At 58.8% G+C, this 19,375-nt stretch carries 18 protein-coding genes; 11 read left to right on the forward strand and 7 right to left on the reverse strand.

Features of this window, described 5'->3' with window-relative positions:
* Positions 1 to 8: 8 nt before the first annotated feature.
* Positions 9 to 1,301 (reverse strand): LssY C-terminal domain-containing protein, encoded by a 1,293-nt coding sequence (locus tag F8N80_RS15670; protein ID WP_150784231.1) that lies wholly within the window; start codon positions 1,299 to 1,301, stop codon positions 9 to 11.
* 367 nt (positions 1,302 to 1,668) lie between these two features.
* On the opposite strand from F8N80_RS15670, the gene F8N80_RS15675 reads away from it, so the two are divergent.
* Positions 1,669 to 1,977, forward strand: a complete 309-nt coding sequence (locus F8N80_RS15675; protein ID WP_150744825.1) for a type II toxin-antitoxin system HigB family toxin — start codon at positions 1,669 to 1,671, stop codon at positions 1,975 to 1,977.
* Positions 1,977 to 2,336 carry a helix-turn-helix domain-containing protein gene (locus F8N80_RS15680; RefSeq protein ID WP_128608582.1) on the forward strand — a complete coding sequence of 120 codons (360 nt, stop codon included), beginning with the start codon at positions 1,977 to 1,979 and terminating at the stop codon, positions 2,334 to 2,336. The genes F8N80_RS15675 and F8N80_RS15680 overlap by 1 nt, the downstream gene beginning before the upstream one ends.
* Before the next feature lie 456 nt (positions 2,337 to 2,792).
* Here the strand turns inward: F8N80_RS15680 and F8N80_RS15685 are convergent, their stop codons facing one another.
* Both F8N80_RS15685 and F8N80_RS15695 read right to left on the reverse strand, forming a co-directional pair.
* Positions 2,793 to 2,975 (reverse strand): hypothetical protein, encoded by a 183-nt coding sequence (locus tag F8N80_RS15685; RefSeq protein WP_150744824.1) that lies wholly within the window; start codon positions 2,973 to 2,975, stop codon positions 2,793 to 2,795.
* Between the two features lie 396 nt (positions 2,976 to 3,371).
* Entirely contained in the window at positions 3,372 to 4,937 is a 1,566-nt protein-coding gene (locus F8N80_RS15695; RefSeq protein ID WP_150784232.1) for a carbohydrate porin, read from the reverse strand.
* Between the two features lie 167 nt (positions 4,938 to 5,104).
* Here F8N80_RS15695 and F8N80_RS15700 point away from each other — a divergent pair, with 167 nt between their 5' ends.
* The 6 genes from F8N80_RS15700 (at position 5,105) to F8N80_RS15725 (ending at position 11,959) form a co-directional block, all read left to right on the forward strand.
* Complete coding sequence (locus tag F8N80_RS15700) at positions 5,105 to 6,379, forward strand: ABC transporter substrate-binding protein (protein ID WP_150744822.1); 1,275 nt, start codon at positions 5,105 to 5,107, stop codon at positions 6,377 to 6,379.
* Between the two features lie 21 nt (positions 6,380 to 6,400).
* The gene (locus F8N80_RS15705; RefSeq protein WP_150744821.1) at positions 6,401 to 7,363 is read left to right on the forward strand and encodes a carbohydrate ABC transporter permease; all 963 of its coding nucleotides are present in this window, start codon (positions 6,401 to 6,403) and stop codon (positions 7,361 to 7,363) included.
* Positions 7,360 to 8,202, forward strand: coding sequence for a carbohydrate ABC transporter permease (locus F8N80_RS15710; RefSeq protein WP_150744820.1), 843 nt, complete (start codon positions 7,360 to 7,362; stop codon positions 8,200 to 8,202). Before F8N80_RS15705 ends, F8N80_RS15710 begins: the two co-directional genes overlap by 4 nt.
* Before the next feature lie 27 nt (positions 8,203 to 8,229).
* Positions 8,230 to 9,375: an ABC transporter ATP-binding protein gene (locus F8N80_RS15715; RefSeq protein ID WP_150744819.1), complete on the forward strand. Its 1,146-nt coding sequence runs from the start codon at positions 8,230 to 8,232 to the stop codon at positions 9,373 to 9,375.
* Complete coding sequence (locus tag F8N80_RS15720; RefSeq protein WP_150784233.1) at positions 9,372 to 10,874, forward strand: glycoside hydrolase family 32 protein; 1,503 nt, start codon at positions 9,372 to 9,374, stop codon at positions 10,872 to 10,874. The genes F8N80_RS15715 and F8N80_RS15720 overlap by 4 nt, the downstream gene beginning before the upstream one ends.
* 92 nt (positions 10,875 to 10,966) lie before the next feature.
* Complete coding sequence (locus F8N80_RS15725; protein ID WP_150744817.1) at positions 10,967 to 11,959, forward strand: LacI family DNA-binding transcriptional regulator; 993 nt, start codon at positions 10,967 to 10,969, stop codon at positions 11,957 to 11,959.
* Between the two features lie 73 nt (positions 11,960 to 12,032).
* Here F8N80_RS15725 and F8N80_RS31620 read toward each other — a convergent pair whose 3' ends face one another.
* Positions 12,033 to 12,146, reverse strand: a complete 114-nt coding sequence (locus F8N80_RS31620; RefSeq protein WP_224790698.1) for a hypothetical protein — start codon at positions 12,144 to 12,146, stop codon at positions 12,033 to 12,035.
* Positions 12,147 to 12,175: 29 nt separating this feature from the next.
* Positions 12,176 to 12,430, reverse strand: coding sequence for an AbrB/MazE/SpoVT family DNA-binding domain-containing protein (locus tag F8N80_RS15735; protein WP_150744816.1), 255 nt, complete (start codon positions 12,428 to 12,430; stop codon positions 12,176 to 12,178).
* A gap of 424 nt (positions 12,431 to 12,854) precedes the next feature.
* Here F8N80_RS15735 and F8N80_RS15740 point away from each other — a divergent pair, with 424 nt between their 5' ends.
* Positions 12,855 to 13,124: a short-chain dehydrogenase gene (locus F8N80_RS15740; RefSeq protein ID WP_150744815.1), complete on the forward strand. Its 270-nt coding sequence runs from the start codon at positions 12,855 to 12,857 to the stop codon at positions 13,122 to 13,124.
* 594 nt (positions 13,125 to 13,718) lie between these two features.
* On the opposite strand, the gene tam is transcribed toward F8N80_RS15740, so the two are convergent.
* Both tam and cysQ read right to left on the reverse strand, forming a co-directional pair.
* Positions 13,719 to 14,489 carry a trans-aconitate 2-methyltransferase gene (gene tam, locus F8N80_RS15750; protein WP_150744814.1) on the reverse strand — a complete coding sequence of 257 codons (771 nt, stop codon included), beginning with the start codon at positions 14,487 to 14,489 and terminating at the stop codon, positions 13,719 to 13,721.
* Between the two features lie 179 nt (positions 14,490 to 14,668).
* On the reverse strand, positions 14,669 to 15,433 hold the full coding sequence (gene cysQ, locus F8N80_RS15755; RefSeq protein WP_150744813.1) for a 3'(2'),5'-bisphosphate nucleotidase CysQ: 765 nt from the start codon (positions 15,431 to 15,433) through the stop codon (positions 14,669 to 14,671).
* Between the two features lie 1,040 nt (positions 15,434 to 16,473).
* On the opposite strand from cysQ, the gene cysD reads away from it, so the two are divergent.
* Both cysD and cysN read left to right on the forward strand, forming a co-directional pair.
* Positions 16,474 to 17,460, forward strand: coding sequence for a sulfate adenylyltransferase subunit CysD (gene cysD / locus F8N80_RS31625; RefSeq protein ID WP_224790700.1), 987 nt, complete (start codon positions 16,474 to 16,476; stop codon positions 17,458 to 17,460).
* Complete coding sequence (gene cysN / locus F8N80_RS15765) at positions 17,460 to 19,373, forward strand: sulfate adenylyltransferase subunit CysN (RefSeq protein ID WP_150744811.1); 1,914 nt, start codon at positions 17,460 to 17,462, stop codon at positions 19,371 to 19,373. The genes cysD and cysN overlap by 1 nt, the downstream gene beginning before the upstream one ends.
* Positions 19,374 to 19,375 lie beyond the last annotated feature (2 nt).

Raw genomic sequence — 19,375 nt, forward strand, 5'->3', positions numbered from 1 at the left:
CAAGCGGCTCATGGCTTGACCCGCCCCGGTGATTGTCCGCCATTCTCGTAGATGCCCTTCGATAGAAAGAACTCGATTTGCGCCAGGGAGGTGTGCAGGTGATCGAATACCATGACACAGCGCAGCCCGTCCGTGTAGTAAGGATCGGTCGTCAGGTTCTCGCGCGGTGCGCTCTTGGGCGCGGCCCCCACACCCTTCACAAATCCGAACTTGGCCAGCGTCACCGAATACGCCATATCCTGTGTCAGCGCACTCCTCGCTTCGTCGACATCCGGGTCGATCTTGTGCGTCGTCAGCGTCGCAGAATGCACGGTCAACCGGCTGCCGATATCACGGCTGATCTGTCCGACCCACACCTTCTTGCCGTGATATTGCATCGGACTCAGCCACAGCCTCAGGTGATTGCGCTGGTGGACGTTGTCACGCGCCTTTTGCAAGGCAAGGTCCTGAGCTCGCCCGAACAGATAGAGATCGCTCACCGGCGCATAGGGATAGCGCTCGCCGGCAAGCGCCGAATTAACCATTTTCATGATCGACCCCGACCACTTTTCCTCGGTTCCACGCCAGCCGCGACGCGCGAATGCGGGGAAGGCATCATCGAGGCCGCCGACGATCACCAGGTTCAGCGGATCGCCGTTCCTGGAACCCTCCTCGTTGGTGACGCAGCACGGCAGCGCCTCCAGCGCCGCCTGGAAACTGGCGTCATCGGTGTAGTTCACAATGTCTTCGGGCGGATAGATGCCCTGCCTGAACACTTCGCTGATGTGGTAATCGGTGCGCAGGCCCGGCACGACGGCCAGTACAGAGAAATGCCTCGACCGTCCGTCTGCCACCAGATCGAGGTTAACGAACTTGAACCCCTCGTCGAGATTGGTCAATACGAAGCCCGAAGTTGTCGCGCCAGGTGCGACAGGGTTGCGGAAGGCCAGCCGACGAAAGTGCCGGTCGAGCGCCGTCCGCTCGTCCTGCGAGGCACCCGAGAAAAATGCTTCGGCCGCCTCGGATGCGGGGAAGAAATTTGGATCGAGGCCCGGCGAAAGCAGATAGTAGGCGCGGTCTTCCCGATTTTTGACTTCGATCCAGACTGGCTGTATCGATGTATTCGCCAGAGGCGCGCCGTAGACCACCTCGCTTTCTGTGGCCGACAGTACGGCGGTCGACACGCGCAAGCCGCCATCGCTGCGCGTCACGGCGCGGCTCTTGTAGTCAAGGCTCGTCGTTGGCTGAGGCTGGGAGGCGCAGCCGGCGAGCGCGGCTGCGATGACCATTGCTGCGAGCGCGTGTCTCACCATGCGATGCATCGCGTAACCTCATCAACTGAGCTTTACCACTCTTCGTTGCCCTGCCTGGGTGATCCGTGGCTACTGCGAACATCAGTTTCTACGTCGCAGCCTTTCATTATGAACCGCCCCGGGAATTGCGCAGGTTTTTTGTATCCGTAGAGGGGATCATGTCGTTCCGGATTTGATTGCGCAGGCTGGATCGCCATATGACTTGTGGCCTGGTGTCCGCGGTCGACGACGCCGACTTCCTCCATACGTTTTTCTTCCCCCAGTAAAGGATTTCGTCAATGCAAGTCGGGTTCAGGACCCTCGCGAACCGTTACAGCATTGCGGTTGCATCTCTCCAAAGCGAAGACTATCATCTCCCAAAACGGGAGGATGTGCGGTGCGCGTGATTGCAAAAGGAACCTTGCGGGAATTCTGGGAAAGCAACTTGGCTTACTCTGACGCGCAAACACCGCTTGTTGAATGGTATCGACACATGGAAAAGGCCATCTATCGCACGCCACAAGAGGTCAAGGCGGAGCTGAGAACGGCAAGCATCCTCAAGGGTGGCAGGGTTGTATTCAACATCGGCATCGGCGGCAATAAATACCGAGTGATTTTGGCAATCGACTATCAGCGGCAGCTCGGCTTCATACGATTCGTCGGCACCCACGTCCAGTATGATCAGATCAACGCGGAGACCGTGTGATGAACATTAAACCTATTCGCAGCCAAGAAGACCTGACCGCTGCATTTGCTCGCGTTGAACAGCTGTGGGGAGCAGAAATCGGTTCGCCTGAAGGCGATGAACTGGAAATTCTGGCACTGCTCATCGAAAAATACGAAGACGAGCATTACCCGATGCCGCCCTCCGATCCGATTGAGGCCATTAAATTTCGAATGGATCAGCAAGGCCTTACCCCTCGTGATCTGGAACCCTTCATCGGCACGAGCGGACGCGTATCCGAAGTGCTGAACCGCAAGCGCAAATTGAGCCTGTCGATGATCAAGCGTCTGCACGACGGGTTGCGAATTCCTTATGAGAGTTTGCTTGCGGGTGTTGCCTGACACTCAGAAGAGCATGAAGTGGTGCTAGCAAAAAAACCGGTCATTAGTGACTAATGTCAGTCAGTTAAGCTGCAGAACCTGTGGGAGCGGGCTTGCTCGCGAAAGCGGTGGATCAGGCGACATCAATGTTGACTGTGCCGCCGTCTTCGCGAGCAAGCCCGCTCCCACAGGGATTTCGCTTAACTGACTGGCATTAGTCATTAGTGACCGGTTTTTTATGGGCGTGATTTGATGAAACGTTGTTTCCTTCTCTTGGGAAGCAAGTCAACGCATGTCAATTTTAAGTGCCGGTTGGCCATTATTCGAGGGGCCCGATCGAGGCCTATTTTCAATAAGGCAACGCCCTACGATTGCCGATAAGCGTCAGTTGGAGGGAGGCAGTCAGGGAACGCACAGCGATGAAATTTGATTTAGCATCTGCGAAGCACGAAAAAAAGTATCTGAGCCGACAGATAATTAAAGGTGCTTTGCAACAAAAGCGACGGCGACAAACAGGGTCAGCGCGAACGCAGCACCTATGCTGAACGGCAACAACGTAGCGCGGATTGTGGTCGGGGCCGGGCGTCTCATCTCTTCAGCTAATGCCTCTACCTCACGATGTAATTGCTCAATGCTTGCTTTACTACGATGTGCGGACATGTCTCTTTCTCCTCCGAGGTCGCGGGCCATGTTGAGTCCCGGCCTCGGCAGTCTCCGAAGCCGGCAAATCTGTTGGACGTCAATCGCTTATCATCAATCGTGCAGTCCGTTCTGCGAGCACTATTTCCTATCTACTCATCTATGGATAGCGGGTGACTCCTGCCTAGTTTGTAGGCAAACTCCGAGAGTTGCGTATGAAAGAGTGCCTGGACGCGGGCCAGCACATCGTCGATCACCCCATCGGGAACTGACTCAACGCGCTTCGCGCCCCAGGCCTCAAGGTCAACGGTACGGATCTGGTTACACAGACAGGCTGCATTGCGTTCCAGGCGGCAAGGTCTGCTGGCTCTGGCGCAGACGTGTGCTGAAGGTGTGTTGGCCGCGCGCGTTCAACTATTAAAACCAGGTTTCCATTTGTATACCGTATTGCCATACACCGCCGGCATTGAAGTCCGACTTGCCGAAGGAGTCTACGGAACTGTATCTGTCCAGATCCGAAGACCAATTCATGAAGCTTGCGAACACACGCAGTTCGGGACGTGTGAGCAGATCTCCAACGTCAGGCTTGAATGTCGGGGCGACCGTGAATTTCCAGAAGTTACCGTCGACCGCATTACGTTGTAGATAGCCCTTGGGGTCGAGGTCCATGGTTTGCCAGCTCATCTCGTAGGCCATCTCGAAATTGCTGTTGATTTTATTGGCCAAACGCATATTCAGGGTCATCCAGCGGTAGTTGTCACCGTTGACGTATCTATCCTTGCTTTGTTCAGCCAGCAAGCTGGGGCCGATGCGCCATCCAGGCGCGATGGGGGTCTCGCCGTAAAGTGCTAATCGCAGAGCGCGGGCATCGTCGATGAGTTCGCCATCCGAGCCGATGTTCTTGACCTCGGCTCCCAGCCCTTGCCCATAGAGCAGCGCCGTCTTGAAGAAGCCTTCCCTGCCGAAAAAGTCTTTCTGGTGATTGGCCAGCATGCTGTGCAAGCCAGAATCCGCAGGCGTCAGACCCGCTTCATTGGTGCGGGTGCCGATGTCGTTTTTCTTTGAGCCAATGCCATTGAACATCCACTGCCACTGACCACTGTCGAAGAACTGGTTGGAGGTCAGGATGTAGCTTTCCACATCGGCATTGATGCCGCCCTCACTAAAGTCCCCGTAGTTACGCCCGATCAAGGAGTAGTTCGAGCGCCAGTTCTTGTTCATCTGCACATCGTAGATTCCACCCCCGGTGCCAGCCAGATAGACGACATCCGAGTCCAGCCAGTGGATATCGAAATTGTCCCTATCGAATCGCTTGCCCGCCCACAGGGTGGAATTTTCGAACACGGAGTTGCCCTTAAAGGCGGCGAGATGATCGAGCTCGGTAAATACCTGACGCACGTTCAGGTTGCTCTCGTCGGCCGTCCAGTCATTGGAGCTCTCCACACCGTCGGCGATGGACACCGTGAATTTGGAACGGGTGCCGTTCTGCGCATGGATTTCTTTCGAGAGATCTATGCGCATGTAGGTGTCGTCTTCGTTACCGAGGCGCCCGACGGCCCCCCCGACTGAACCGGCAGGGGTTGCGTAAGGGCCGCCACGACCACCACCCAGCTCATCATTCATCAGCAATCCGGAACGCGCGTAGCCCTTGAAGCTGAAGCCGTCAGTCAGGTGTCCGCTGCTGCCCTGTTTTTCCATGCTTTGCTGACGGGCTTCGAGTTTTGCCAGCCGGGTGTCCAAGCCAGGCGTCGCAATGGCTGTGGCAGTGGACGCAGCAGGCTGTAATGTGGGAGTGGCGAGTTTGATCTGCTGCAATTCCCTGGCGAGTGCCTGGGTTTGCTGTTCGGCTACGGCTGCACGCTTTTCCGCTGCGCTGGCACGGGCTTCGAACGCGGCCATGCGTTCTTCCAGAGTCGCGGCCTGAGCGGTCGCCACCGAGGTGCCGAGCACGCCTGCGAGTAGCCAGCTTGATGCTTTCTGCATGTGGATTTCCTGTTTTGTTTTTATTGTGTTGTTCCCGCGACCGGCCATTTTTCGTGAGTTGCGAATTGTCGCAATGGACGAAAAAAAGGATGCCTCATCGCAAATACGCTGCTACATTTGGCGATGTTAACGTTAACTTTTCTAAAAACAAAAATAAAGAGGGCTTTATGAAACAGCTAAAATCTCTCCTTCCAGCAGCACTGCTCACCCTCTGTGCCGGGCTTCCATCCCTCTCGAGCGCAGCCGAATTGACGATCTCGTGCGGTGCGGTGGGTGCGGAGCTACAACTCTGCAAGGAGGCTGTCGAGGCGTGGTCGAAACAGACCGGCCACAACGTCGAGGTGGTTTCCACGCCTAACTCGGCGACCGAGAGGTTGTCGTTCTACCAACAGATCCTCAGTGCGCAATCCACTGACATCGACATCATTCAAATCGATATGGTGTGGCCGGGGATGCTGGCCAAACACCTGATGGATCTGCGCGAGGTGCTTCCCGCAAATGCTACCCAAGGCTACTTCCAGGCACAGGTCGATAACGCCACGGTGAACGGACGGCTGGTGACGATGCCGTGGTTCACCGACTCAGGCCTGCTGTATTACCGCAAGGACTTGCTCGAGAAGTACGACAAGCAAGTTCCCCAGACCTGGGAGGAAATGACCGTTACCGCCAGGGATGTTCAGCAAGCCGAGCGCAACGCCGGGAACCCCAATGCGTGGGGTTACATCTTTCAGGGGCGCGCCTACGAGGGCCTGACGTGCAATGCGCTGGAGTGGATCAGCAGCCAACCGGAAGGCGGGCTGGTCAATCCACGAGGAGACATCGTGGTCAACAGCCAGGCCTCAAGAACAGCGTTGACCCTGGCGAAAAGCTGGGTGGGAGACATCTCCCCCCGTGGCGTACTCAATTACACCGAGGAAGAAGGACGTGGCGTATTCCAGTCGGGAAATGCGCTGTTCATGCGTAACTGGCCGTATGTCTGGGCCCTGGTGCAAAGCCAGGACAGTGCCGTAAAAGACAAGGTCGGGGTCGCTCCCCTGCCCCGTGGCGGCGAGACCGGCACCCATGCCTCCACCCTCGGTGGCTGGGGCCTGGCGGTGTCGCGTTACAGCGCCCATCCAAAACTTGCCGCAGAGCTGGTGAGCTACCTGACCAGTGCCCAACAGCAAAAACATCGTGCTCTGACTGCCGCCTACAACCCGGTGATCGAGTCGCTGTATCAAGATCCCGAGCTGCTCGCGGCAATGCCTTATTACAGTCAGCTCCACAGCATTCTCAACGACGGGGTCATGCGCCCCGCCTCAATAACCGCCGATCGCTATCCAAGGGTCTCCAATGCGTTCTTCGATCGAGTGCATGGCGTGCTGGCGGGCGAGTTGCCTGTCGATCAGGCGCTGGCCGAACTGGAAAGCGAACTCACGCGCATTAAACGCCGGAACTGGTAAGCCACAAGGAAGGAAATCACCATGTCTGTCTCTACTACCCATGCCCCCAGTGACGAGCTGCTGCTCGCCAGGGAAACGCCTGTACAGCGTCGCCGAGTACGCGCCGCCTGGCTGTTTTTGACGCCGATGTTGCTGTGTCTGGCCCTGGTGGCGGCCTGGCCGCTACTGCGCACATTCTGGTTCAGCCTGACCGATGCCAACCTGTCAGACACCAGTGGCGGATCTTTCGTAGGCTTGAGCAATTATCTGTTCCACAACGGTTCCAGCTGGTCCGGCATCCTGGTCGATCCACAATGGTGGAACGCTGTGCGCAACACCCTGCATTTCACCGTGGTATCGGTGGGCCTGGAAGTCGTACTGGGACTGCTGGTGGCGTTGCTGTTGAACATCAACTTCACCGGCCGTTCCCTGGTGCGTGCGTTGATTCTGATTCCCTGGGCGATTCCGACCATTGTCTCGGCGAAGATCTGGTCATGGATGCTTAACGACCAGTTCGGCATCATCAATCACATGATGCTGAGCGTCGGCCTGATTGACGCGCCCCTGGCCTGGACGGCAGATGCGGATCTGTCGATGTGGGCGGTGATCATCGTCGACGTCTGGAAGACCGTACCTTTTGTCACGCTACTGATGCTGGCTGCCTTGCAGATGTTGCCGAGCGATTGCTACGAAGCCGCCAGGGTCGATGGCATTCATCCGCTGAAAGTGTTCTGGCGTGTCACGCTTCCACTGCTGATGCCTGCATTGTTGGTGGCGGCGATCTTCCGCATCCTCGATTCCCTGCGGGTATTCGACGTCATCTATGTCCTGACCTCGAACTCTTCGAGCACCATGAGCATGTCGGTCTATGCCCGCCAGCACCTGGTGGAGTTCCAGGACGTTGGCTATGGCAGCGCGGCCTCGACCCTGCTGTTTCTGGTGGTTGCGGTGATCGCCATGCTTTATCTCTACCTCGGACGTCGTCAACTGGAGGTCCGGTCATGAGCCTGCGCCTACTGAAAAAATCGCTATTGCGCCTAGGGTTCTGGTGTCTGATCGGGGTGTTGCTGCTGTATGCGGTCTTCCCTTTCTACTACGCCATCGTGACTTCGCTGAAGCCGTCCAGCGCCTTGTTCGAGGTGAGCTACTGGATCAATAACCCCGACTTCTCCAATTACGCGGCGGTACTCCACCAAGCCTCATTCCTGCGGGCTATCGGTAACTCGCTGGTGGTTGCGCTTTGCGTGGTGACTTTGGCGCTGTTCCTCAGTGTGACTGCCGCCTATGCCTTGGGCAGGGTGAAGTTCCGTGGGCGTGGCACGGTGTTGATGATGGTGCTGGGCGTGTCGATGTTTCCCCAGGTCGCTGTGCTGTCGGGGCTGTTCGAAGTGATCCGCGCCCTGGGCCTGTACAACACGTCTTTGGCGTTGATCCTGAGCTACACGATTTTCACCCTGCCCTTCACCGTCTGGGTGCTGACCACGTTCATGGGGCAACTGCCCCATGAACTGGAAGAAGCGGCAATCATGGATGGCGCGTCGCCTTGGGTCACGCTGACCCGGGTGCTGTTGCCGCTGCTCTGGCCCGCACTGGTCACCACTGGCTTGTTGGCCTTTATCGCCGCGTGGAACGAGTTCCTGTTTGCCCTGACCTTCACCCTCACCGACACCCAACGCACAGTGCCGGTCGCCATCGCCTTGATTTCCGGCGGGAGCCCCCATGAGCTGCCTTGGGGGCTGTTGATGGCCGCATCGGTGGTGGTCACCGTCCCACTGGTGATTCTGGTGCTGATCTTCCAGCGCCGAATCGTTTCCGGTCTCACTGCCGGCGCGTTAAAGGGTTGATGCCCGACAACTACAAGGAACAGCATCGTGATCAAGTTGAAACTGGACAACGTGAACAAACAATTGGGCGGCATGCGGATTCTTCGCGACGTCAACCTGGAGATCGCTGCGGGTGAATTCGTGGTGTTCGTTGGCCCTTCGGGCTGCGGAAAATCGACTCTGCTGCGACTGATCGCCGGACTGGATTCGATCTGCACCGGCGACCTGCTGATTGACGGGCGAAGGGTCAACGACCTGGAGCCGCGCGAGCGTGGCGTCGGCATGGTGTTTCAGTCTTATGCGCTGTACCCGCACATGAGCGTCTACGACAACATCAGCTTTGGTCTCAAACTGGCCAAGACTGAAAAGACCAGCCTGCGCGAGCGCGTGCTGAAAACTGCGCAAATCCTGCAGTTGGACAAACTGCTGCAACGCAAGCCAAAGGAACTGTCCGGAGGGCAGCGTCAGCGTGTGGCAATGGGCAGAGCCATGGCGCGGGAACCGGACATTTTGTTGTTCGATGAGCCGCTTTCCAACCTGGATGCGTCCTTGCGGGTGCAGATGCGCAACGAAATTGCCCGGCTGCACGCCCGACTGGGCTCGACCATGATCTACGTCACCCACGATCAGGTTGAAGCAATGACCCTGGCCGACAAAATTGTCGTGCTCAATGGTGGTCGCGTAGAACAGTTCGGCTCACCGCGCGAACTCTATGAACGTCCGGCCAGTCGCTTTGTCGCCGGTTTTCTCGGTTCGCCCAGGATGAATTTTCTGCCGGCACACCTGCAGGCCCCAGGCGAAACCAGCCTGGTCGATACCCTCGTATGGGGTATCACATCCCTGCCCTTCGACAGCTCGAACCTGGCAGCGGGTACGCAGTTGAGCCTGGGGATTCGCCCGGAGCACATGTCGCTCAAGGCGGCGCAGGGAACCGCCGGCGTCGTCGTGACCGCGGTCGAATACCTGGGCAGCGAAACCTATGTGCACCTCGAGACAGGTCAGGCCGAGCCACTGATCTGTCGTTGCGAGGTCAGCGCCGGATGGCAGGCAGGCGATCGGGTCGAGCTACAGCTGGACATCGACAACCTGCATCTGTTCGACCCCGACGGCATGGCCTTGAAGCGCCACCCACAAGCCACTGAGATCCTGCCGGATGGCGTCTCTCTGCGCTCGGCACGAGTAAGCGCCCAATGACTGTGTATTTGAATCCTGTGAACGACCCAATGTCTTGCGCCCATGACCTTGCGCAGCTTGCGCTGAGTGATGGTCTGTCTCGCGTCATCGATGATTATCGGCCCGGTTATCATCTTGCCCCTCCAGCGGGCTGGATGAACGACCCTAACGGGGTGGTGTATTTTCGTGGCGAATACCACGTGTTCTATCAACACCATCCCTTCGAAGCGAAATGGGGCCCGATGTATTGGGGGCACGCCAAGAGTGCCGATCTGGTTCATTGGCAGCACCTGCCCATTGCGCTGGCACCCGGCGATGACTTCGACCGTGACGGTTGTTTTTCCGGTAGCGCGGTGGTGTGTGGAGATACCCTGGCACTGATCTACACCGGACACACCTGGTTGGGGGACGTGGGTGACGAACGTTTGATCCGTCAAGTCCAGTGCCTGGCCACCAGTATCGACGGCATCCGGTTCGTCAAGCATGGCGCCGTCATCGAGACCGCGCCGCAAGACACGATCATGCACTTTCGCGACCCCAAGGTGTGGAAGGAGGATGACTGTTGGTACCTGATTGCCGGCGCACGTTTGGGCGATGTGCCGCTGCTCCCGCTGTACCGTTCCACGGATTTGCACGCCTGGGAGTTCCTCGACTATGTGTCCAGCGGCAGCTCGGGCGATGGCTATATGTGGGAGTGCCCGGATCTGTTCCGACTGAACGGACGCGATGTGCTGCTCTACTCCCCCCAGGGAATGCAACCCGAGGGTTACGAACGGCTCAACAAGTACCAGACCGGTTATCGAGTGGGCCGACTCGACAGCGAATGGCAATTCACCGGCGGGCCTTTTATCGAGCTGGATAACGGCCACGATTTCTATGCCGCGCAAACGCTCCTGGCCGCCGATGGCCGGCGCCTTGTGTGGGCGTGGCTCGACATGTGGGAAAGCCCGATGCCGAGCCAGGCCCATCACTGGTGCGGCATGCTCGGTTTGCCGCGCGAACTTGAACTGTGCGCCGATCGCCTTTGCGTGTATCCGGCACGGGAGCTAACCGCTCTGCGCAAGGCGCCATTGCCGAGCACGCCTTGGTGGGAAGAGTCGGGAACCCGGTGGGTGCCGGAAGTGAATGGCGACATGCTCGAAATTCATGTGCATCTGGATTTGCGCGACTGCACCGACGGCCACCTGGGAATCGCCTTGCGCTGCAGCGACGATGGCCAGGAAGAAACCCTGCTCTACTACGATGCATCGCTCCAGCGCCTGGTGCTTGACCGCAGTCGCTCGGGTGCGCAAGTCACCGGTCAGCGCAGCGTGTCGATCGACTCGACACAGGAGCGGCTGGAACTGCGCGTGTTTCTCGATCGCTCGTCCATCGAGGTGTTCGACGAAAACGGGCGCTTCAGCCTCAGCAGTCGCCTCTATCCGCGGCCCGACAGTCTGGGCGTGAAGCTGTTTGCCAACGGGAGTGGCGGGAGTGTCTCGATTCCCAAGGCATGGCCTCTCGGCTCTGGATGGCTATGAGCGGCGGATGGCTATGAGCAGCGTCATTCGAGTCGCGAAAAGCCCGGGCCCTGTGTCATGATTCTGCGTCAACCTGACCGGCCTTGCCCCGCATGACTTCAGTGAAAGACGTTGCACAGCTGGCCGGCGTGTCCCTGATGACGGTTTCTCGAGCGCTCAACAATCCGGAAAAACTGAGCCCCGAAACCCTTCAGCGGGTGCGTCGCGCCATTGACGAACTGCAATTCGTACCGAGCCTGTCGGCGCGCAAGATGCGCGGCGACAACCTCCAGTCGCGCACCATCGGTGTGTTCGCGCTGGATACCGCGACCACACCGTTCGCGGTCGAGTTGCTGCTGTCCATCGAACAGACCGCGCAGCAAGCCGGCTGGAATGTATTTATCCTTAACCTGTTGAGCAACCCGCCCACCGACCAGAACATCGACCTGATGTTGTCGCACCGTCCCGACGGGTTGATCTTCAGCGCCATGGGTTTTCGCCAGGTGAGCATTCCCGAGCGCTTGAAGAGCAAACCCCTGGTACTCGCCAATTGCCTGGCGGCTGACAGTCGCCTGGTAAGTTATGTGCCAGACGACGAAACGGGGCAGTATCGAGCCGTACATCACGCGTTGAGCCAGGGCTATCGGCGGCCTCTGTGCATCAATCTGCCAAAACAGAGTCTGGCCTGGGACCTGCGACAAAAAGGCCTGCAGCGTGCCTGTCAGGCATTCGCACTGGCGCCTGACGCGCTCCTGCAATACGACCTTTCCGATCATGACGCCTATGGTGAAACCGCCGCCATCCTCGACCGGCACATCATTGAGGGTCGCCCCCAGTTCGATGTTCTGATCTGTGGCAACGACCGCATTGCCTTTTGTGCCTATCAGCTGTTGTTGGGCCGTGGCCTGAAAATTCCCGACGATGTCGCCGTGCTCGGCTATGACAACATGATCGGTATTGCCGAGCTGTTCATCCCGCCGCTGACCACGGTGCAACTGCCGTACTACGAGATCGGTCGCAAGGCTGCCCGGCACCTGATCGAGACCCTCGACGTATCGGGAGCCCAGCCAGTCGATTGTCCATTGGTGGTCAGGGCATCGCTATAAGATTTAGAACATCCCTCTTGCACACAAAAACCCAGCGTTGAGCTGGGCTTTAATTTGGCGTTGTAGCGAGGGATCAGGCCGTCGGAGCTGGGCCATATGCGTTGTAGGCCGCCGGCGTGAGAATCAGTGCTGGCCGGAAATCATCTTGCTGCTCACGACCGGCGGTTGGATTAAGGTTCAGTCGCACAATGTCGGCCCGGTTGAATTTGGCTCTCTTTACGCTTCGCGACCTACAGGCTGCATTGCATTCCAGGCGGCAAGGTCTGCTGGCTCTGGCGCAGACAAATCACATTGCGCCATCAGATCGGCCAATCGGTAATGTCGCTTGGTTTTCGCAGGCTTGAGCGTCATCGCTTCGGCAGACACATCGAGCGTCAGCAAATCCCCACTGACCAAGCTCATCTGCTTGAGCAAGGTAGACGGCAGACGGATCGCTGCGCTATTGCCCCCCTGCTGAAATTTCACTTCCATATTCCCCTCCAAAACGACGAGCCGTAACTCAGCCCATGCATTGCCGGGCTCAAGATTACAACATAGCTGCGGCCAGGCTGGATTAGGAACGGCGTCAATTCTCAAAAAAAGCAATGTCCTACACGATTCTGGGAATTGTCCGTACACTTGCGCATTGCTGTGTTTTTACCATGAAGCCTATAGTCAACCCGCGCCAAAAATGGCGTATCGGGTTTGGCGACTCGATGCCATGGTACAGAAGCCTCCGAGTATTTCTCGGAGCGCTTTTGAACGCATTTGGCTGCCTCTTTTTGGTGGCTGTGCGTGGGAGACCTTAGGGTCTGCCGGTTTTACCATGGTCCGGTTCGCCAACCCGCGTACAGCTACCACCCTATTGTTTGGCGACGATGAGTGGTAGGTCTTCCTATCTACATGGTGATCACTCATGAAAGAATATATGGCTTTAACCAGCAACGCTGACGACCTTCCCTCGCTGTATGTAAACACCACACAACCGCTGCATTCACTGCTCAGCACCGCCCGTTACAGAATTGGTGCGGTGACACAGGTCCTGGAAAACCTCGCGATGCGCGGCGACATCACCACGGATTCGGTGATACTCAGTGACTTCGCATTGCTTTGCTGCATTCCCTTGCGCGATGGCTGCGATGTGCTGGATGTCGTTGCGCGACGTATGGATGCGCAACCGGCATGACGTCATCAAGCGACGATTGATGCGATAAAACCACCAATAAAAAGGGCAGATGACCATCAGCGTCACCTGTCCTTTTTTTGCATCAGCGAGTCGAGATGGTAAACAGCCGCGGGAATGGCAGCAGCACTGAATAATCGCCGTATGAGCTGAAGGTTGCACCTATATCAACAGTCTTACCCGCCGGTTCCAGGTGCTGCATTTGGGCTATAGCATGGGCCGAATCCGACTTGCCCGCGAACCAGGCGCCGCGGTGTACCTGTCATACCGCGTTATCGTTCTTCGCCTGTAGGAGCGAGGCTTGCCCGCGAACCAGGCGCCGCGGTGTACCTGTTATACCGCGTTATCGTTCTTCGCCTGTAGGAGCGAGGCTTGCCCGCGAACCAGGCGCCGCGGTGTACCTGTCATACCGCGTTATCGTTCTTCGCCGGCAAGCCTGGCTCCTACAGCGAACCAGACGCTGCGGTGTACCTGTTATACCGCGTTATCGTTCTTCGCCTGTAGGAGCGAGGCTTGCCCGCGAACCAGGCGCCGCGGTGTATCTGTAATACCGCGTTATCGTTCTTCGCCGGCAAGCCTGGCTCCTACAGGGGGCGGTCAGCGGGTGGCGACGATGAACAACCGCGGGAACGGCAGCAGCACCGAGCCATCGTCCAACGGCGGATAAGCCCGCTCGATCGCTGCCTGATACTGCTTGAGGTACTGCGCCCGCTCCGCTTCATCCAGCGGTGCGAGAAACGGCCGCAATCCACTGCCCTTGAACCACTCGACCACGTCAAACGCACCGCCCGCGAGCGGGTGGTGGTAAGTGGTGCGCCACACATCGACCCGGGAACAGTGGGGTCGCAGCATCGAATAGTAGCTGCTGGCACTTTCCATTGCCGTTCGCTGCCCGGCGACGCCCGCCAGCTTGCCAACCCAGGGGCCATCGGCTGCGACTTCGCGCATCAAGCGGTGGGAGGGTTCGTTGAGGTTGTCCGGCATCTGGATCGCCAGGCTGCCACCGGGCGCCAGTTTGTTCGCCAGTGCCGGCAACAGGTTCGCGTGATCAGGCAGCCATTGCAGCACTGCGTTGGCAAAGATCACATCGAACGGGCCGCGCTCGGTCCAGGTATCGATGTCAGCGGTATCGAATTGCACCTGCGGCAAACGCTTGCGGGCGGCTTCGATCATGTCGGTCGAACTGTCCAGCCCTCGCACCGAGGCGTTGGCGAAGCGCGCCACCAGCAACTCGGTCGAGTTCCCGGGGCCGCAACCGATGTCGATGGCCGAGCGCACCTCCGTACCGGGTATGGCAGCCAGCAGGTCACGGGCCGGGCGTGTGCGTTCATCTTCAAAAGCGACGTATTGTTTGGCGGACCAACTCATTACATTCTCCTGTCGGTGCGTTTCTGCAAAGCGGACCGATAAGATACCGCGCCCCTGTCGATCTGACCTCCATGAAGAGGTATGGGTCGACTACAGAGTCCATGGTGTTCTCCCTGAAAACAGAGGGCCTGCTTCTTTCTGGAAGCAGGCCCCGAGCGCAAGCGGGTATTGGCCGGGATCTATAGTCCGCGAGCGTAGAAGTGAGGGTTGTCCAGACCGGGCTTGCCATAACGCAGCACATCGCCGGCCAGGGTACAGACCTGTCCACCGGCGGCGAGCAGCACCGCATGCCCCGCGGCAATGTCCCACTCCATGGTGCGTCCCAGGCGCGGATAAAGGTCGGCCTCGCCGGCAGCCACCAGGCAAATCTTCAGCGATGAGCCCGCGCTTTTCAGTGAGCGCACCTTGCGCCCGTCGAGGAATGTATCCAGCGCCTCGGCATCGCCATGGGAGCGGCTGGCGACCACGTCCAGGCCCTCTTCCGACACGACCCGGCAGTGGATGGCCTGGCGTTGCCCAGCCTGTTCGATGAAGGCGCCACAACCACGGGCACCGGCGAACAGGCGTTCCAGCGCAGGCGCCAAAACCACCCCCAGTACCGGTTCACCGTTATCGATCAGGGCGATATTGACGGTGAACTCGCCGTTGCGATTGATGAACTCCTTGGTGCCGTCAAGCGGGTCCACCAGCCAGAAACACTGGCCCACCTCGGGCACCTGGCCGGCAGCGGCGGCCTCTTCCGAAATCACCGGAATCTGCGGTGTGCGCGCTGCCAAGGCCTGCAGAATCAAGGTCTCGGCGCGTTCATCAGCCTCGGTCACCGGAGAGGTATCGACCTTCCCGCGCACCTCGAAATCCGAGCGGTACACCTCCAGCACCCGTTCGCCCGCTGCGCGAGCAATACCGATGACGTCTTCGAGCAGAACAGCCATTGACTCGTTCATGGGATTTCTCCTGTTTTTATTCTTCACATGGTCCGTATGGCCTATGCGCCATTTTCCGGATCGGGGAACAGTACAGACATCCACCACACCGCCAATCAGCAAATGGATGTTTAACAGGAGTTCCTGTGCCCCACGGCAATCGATTATCCGTTCCTCAGATCAACAGGCTGCGCCTGCGCGCCGTGCAGTTACGCATTGCCGGCAGTACGCTCAAGGCCATCAGCCAGGACACAGGACTCTCTTCGCCGACCATCATCGCCGCGTACAAGGCCTGGCAAGCCGGCGGCTGGAATGCCGTGCCAGTGCGCGACCGCGGGCGCAAGCAAGGCGAAGGCCGCAGCCTCTCGGCAGAGCAGGAGAAGAACATCTACCTGCTGCTGGTCAGCACACTGCCGGAACGGCATGAGTTGCCGTTCCTGCTCTGGCAGCTGGAGGCCATGCAGGCACTGGTCAAGCGCTTGCACAACATCGATTTGCCAGAGCGCACCGCTGCCCATTATCTGCAACGCTGGCAGCTCAATGCCGAGCGCCAGGCCAAGCGCTTTGCCAATGCTTCGCTGGCGATACAACGCTGGTACCGCAGTACCTACCGGCACATCCTCGATCAGGCTCGCGCGCAGAACGGCGAAATCTACTGGATCGACGATTACGGCGCACGCAACGACCAGGGCAAGTTCAGTCACGGCTTGCTGCGTGCGGTCAGCAATCGCGGCAAGGTGCTCTGGCTGCCATACGAAGACAGGTTGCGCGCGCCCCATCTGGAAGCGTTCTTCGACCGCCTGCAACGCTGCGCCGAACGCAAGGTGTTCGCACTGCTGTCGGGCATGCACTGGCAACGCGCCGCCACCTTCATCACCTGGGCCGGCGAGCGCGCCGACCGACTGCAGCTATTTCACCTGCCCGAAGCCAGCGCAATGCTCAGCGGCGCCCGCGAGATGGCGACCCACATCTGCCAACAGGCCGCGCGCAGTGCGATGGACACCCCGATGGATGCCGCCTCCGCCCTGCCCCGCAACCCCATGCTGCAGATGTTGCGCCTGATGTTAAAACATCAAGTCGCGCATAAGTCCGAATCGCCGCAGTTGTACGTTGATAAGCGACAACAACAAAAAGCGAAGGAAAAATCTATGACGCTTACCCACTTACAACGACTGGAAGCCGAAAGCATCCAGGCAATGCGCGAGGTTGTCGCCGAATCCGACAACCCGGTCATGCTCTACTCCGTCGGCAAGGACAGCGCGGTCATGCTGCACCTGGCGATGAAGGCCTTCTACCCGGCCAAGCCGCCCTTCCCCTTGCTGCATGTCGACACCACCTGGAAGTTCCAGGAGATGTATCGCTTCCGCGATCAGATGGTGGCCAAACTGAACGTGGACCTGCTGACCCACACCAACCCCGAAGGCATTGAAATGGGCATCAGCCCGTTCAAGCACGGCTCGCAAATCCACACCGACATCATGAAGACCGAAGGTCTGAAGCAGGCGCTGGATCACTACGGCTTCGACGCAGCCTTCGGTGGCGCACGCCGCGACGAAGAGAAATCCCGGGCCAAGGAACGGATTTTCTCCTTCCGCTCCGACCAGCACCGCTGGGACCCGAAGAACCAGCGCCCGGAGCTCTGGCACCTGTACAACACGCGTAAACACAAGGGTGAGTCGATCCGCGTGTTCCCCCTCTCGAACTGGACCGAGCTGGACATCTGGCAGTACATCCACCTGGAAAACATCCCGATCGTACCGCTGTACTTCGCCGCGCCCCGCCCGGTGGTCGAGCGCGACGGGATGCTGATCATGGTCGATGACGAACGCATGCCGCTCAACCCGGGTGAAGTGCCGATGATTCGCAACGTGCGCTTCCGTACCCTGGGCTGCTACCCGCTCACCGGTGCCGTCGAGTCCGATGCCGACACCCTGCCCAAGATCATTCAGGAAATGCTGCTGACCCGCACATCCGAGCGTCAGGGGCGAATGATCGACCACGACTCGTCCGCTTCGATGGAGAAGAAAAAACAAGAGGGGTATTTCTAATGGCACACGTATCTGACCTGATTGCCGAGGATATCGAGCAATACCTCAAGGCCCACGAGCACAAGAGCCTGCTGCGCTTCATTACTTGCGGCAGTGTCGACGATGGCAAGAGCACCCTGATCGGGCGCCTGCTCTACGATTCGAAAATGCTCTTCGAAGACCAGATGGAAGCGCTGGAGGCCGACTCGAAAAAAGACGGCACCCAGGGTGGCGAACTGGACTTCGCCCTGTTGGTGGATGGCCTGGCCGCCGAGCGCGAACAAGGCATCACCATCGACGTGGCCTACCGTTTTTTCTCCACTGACCGGCGCAAATTCATCGTGGCCGACACCCCCGGCCATGAGCAGTACACCCGTAACATGGTGACCGGCGCCTCCACGGCCGATGTGGCCGTGGTGATGATCGATGCCCGACGCGGCGTGCTGACTCAGTCCAGGCGCCACAGTTATCTGGCGTCGCTGATCGGCATTCGCAAGGTGGTACTGGCCGTCAACAAGATGGACCTGATGGACTACTCGGAGAAAGTCTTCAACGCCATCGTCGATGACTACCGCGCCTTCGCCAAGCAGATCGATCTGCAGGATGTCACCGCGATCCCGATGTCTGCGCTGCGGGGTGAGAACATCACCGAACAGAGCGAGCACATGCCGTGGTACCGCGGTACCACGCTGATGGGCTACCTGGAAACCGTCGAGATCGACGAGGCGCGCCAGCAGAAACTGTCGTTCCGTATGCCGGTGCAGTGGGTGAACCGCCCCAACCTCGATTTCCGTGGTTTCACCGGCACCATCGCCAGCGGTGTGATTCATCCCGGTGACCGTGTACGTGTGTTGCCGGGCGGACAAGAGAGCCGTATCTCGCGCATCGTCACCCTCGATGGTGACTTGCAGCAAGCCGTGGCCGGACAGTCCATCACCCTGACCCTGAGCGACGAAGTCGATTGCAGTCGCGGCGATGTGCTGTCCACCGCAGAAGACCCGACCAGCGTGGCCGACCAGTTCCAGGTCAGCCTGATCTGGATGCACGAGCAGGCCATGCTCCCCGGTCGTCCCTACCTGATGAAAATCGGCGGCAAGACCCTGTCCGTGACCTTGTCGGTGCCCAAGTACAAGGTCAACGTCAACACCATGGAGCACTTGGCGGCCAAAGAGCTGGCGCTGAACGAGATCGGCGTGTGCAACCTCTTTACCAGCCAGCCGATCGCCTTCGATGCCTACAAGGACAACCGTGAGACCGGCAGTTTTATCCTCATCGACCGTCTGAGCAACGCCACCGTCGGTGCGGGCCTGATCGAGTACTCCCTGCGCCGCTCGCAGAACATCCACATGCAGCACGTGGATGTGAACAAGAAAGCGCGCGCCGAACAGATGGGCCAACAGCCGGTGCTGCTGTGGTTCACCGGTTTGTCGGGGGCTGGTAAATCGGCCATCGCCAACCTGCTCGAGACCCGACTGTACGCCCGCGGCCGGCACACCTACTTGCTCGACGGCGACAACGTGCGCCACGGCCTGAACCGCGACCTGGGCTTCACCGATGCCGACCGTGTGGAAAACATCCGCCGGGTGGCCGAGGTGTCCAAGTTGTTCGTCGATGCCGGGATGATTGTGTTGACGGCCTTCATCTCGCCGTTCCGTTCCGAGCGCGAGATGGCGCGCGAGCTGCTGCAGGAAGGCGAGTTCATCGAGATCTTCGTCGACACGCCGCTGGCCGTGGCCGAGGAACGTGATCCCAAGGGCCTGTACAAGAAAGTCCGCCGTGGCGAACTGAAAAACTTCACAGGCATCGACTCGCCTTACGAAGTGCCGAACAAGCCGGACATCCATATCGAGACCAGCAAGCTGACACCGGAGGGCGCCGTGGATCGCATCATCGCGGTGCTGGTTGAGCGCGGCATCATCGGTAAAGAGTTCTAGTC

It is taken from the genome of Pseudomonas fluorescens (genome assembly GCF_902497995.1).
GTDB classification, from domain to species: domain Bacteria; phylum Pseudomonadota; class Gammaproteobacteria; order Pseudomonadales; family Pseudomonadaceae; genus Aquipseudomonas; species Aquipseudomonas fluorescens_BK.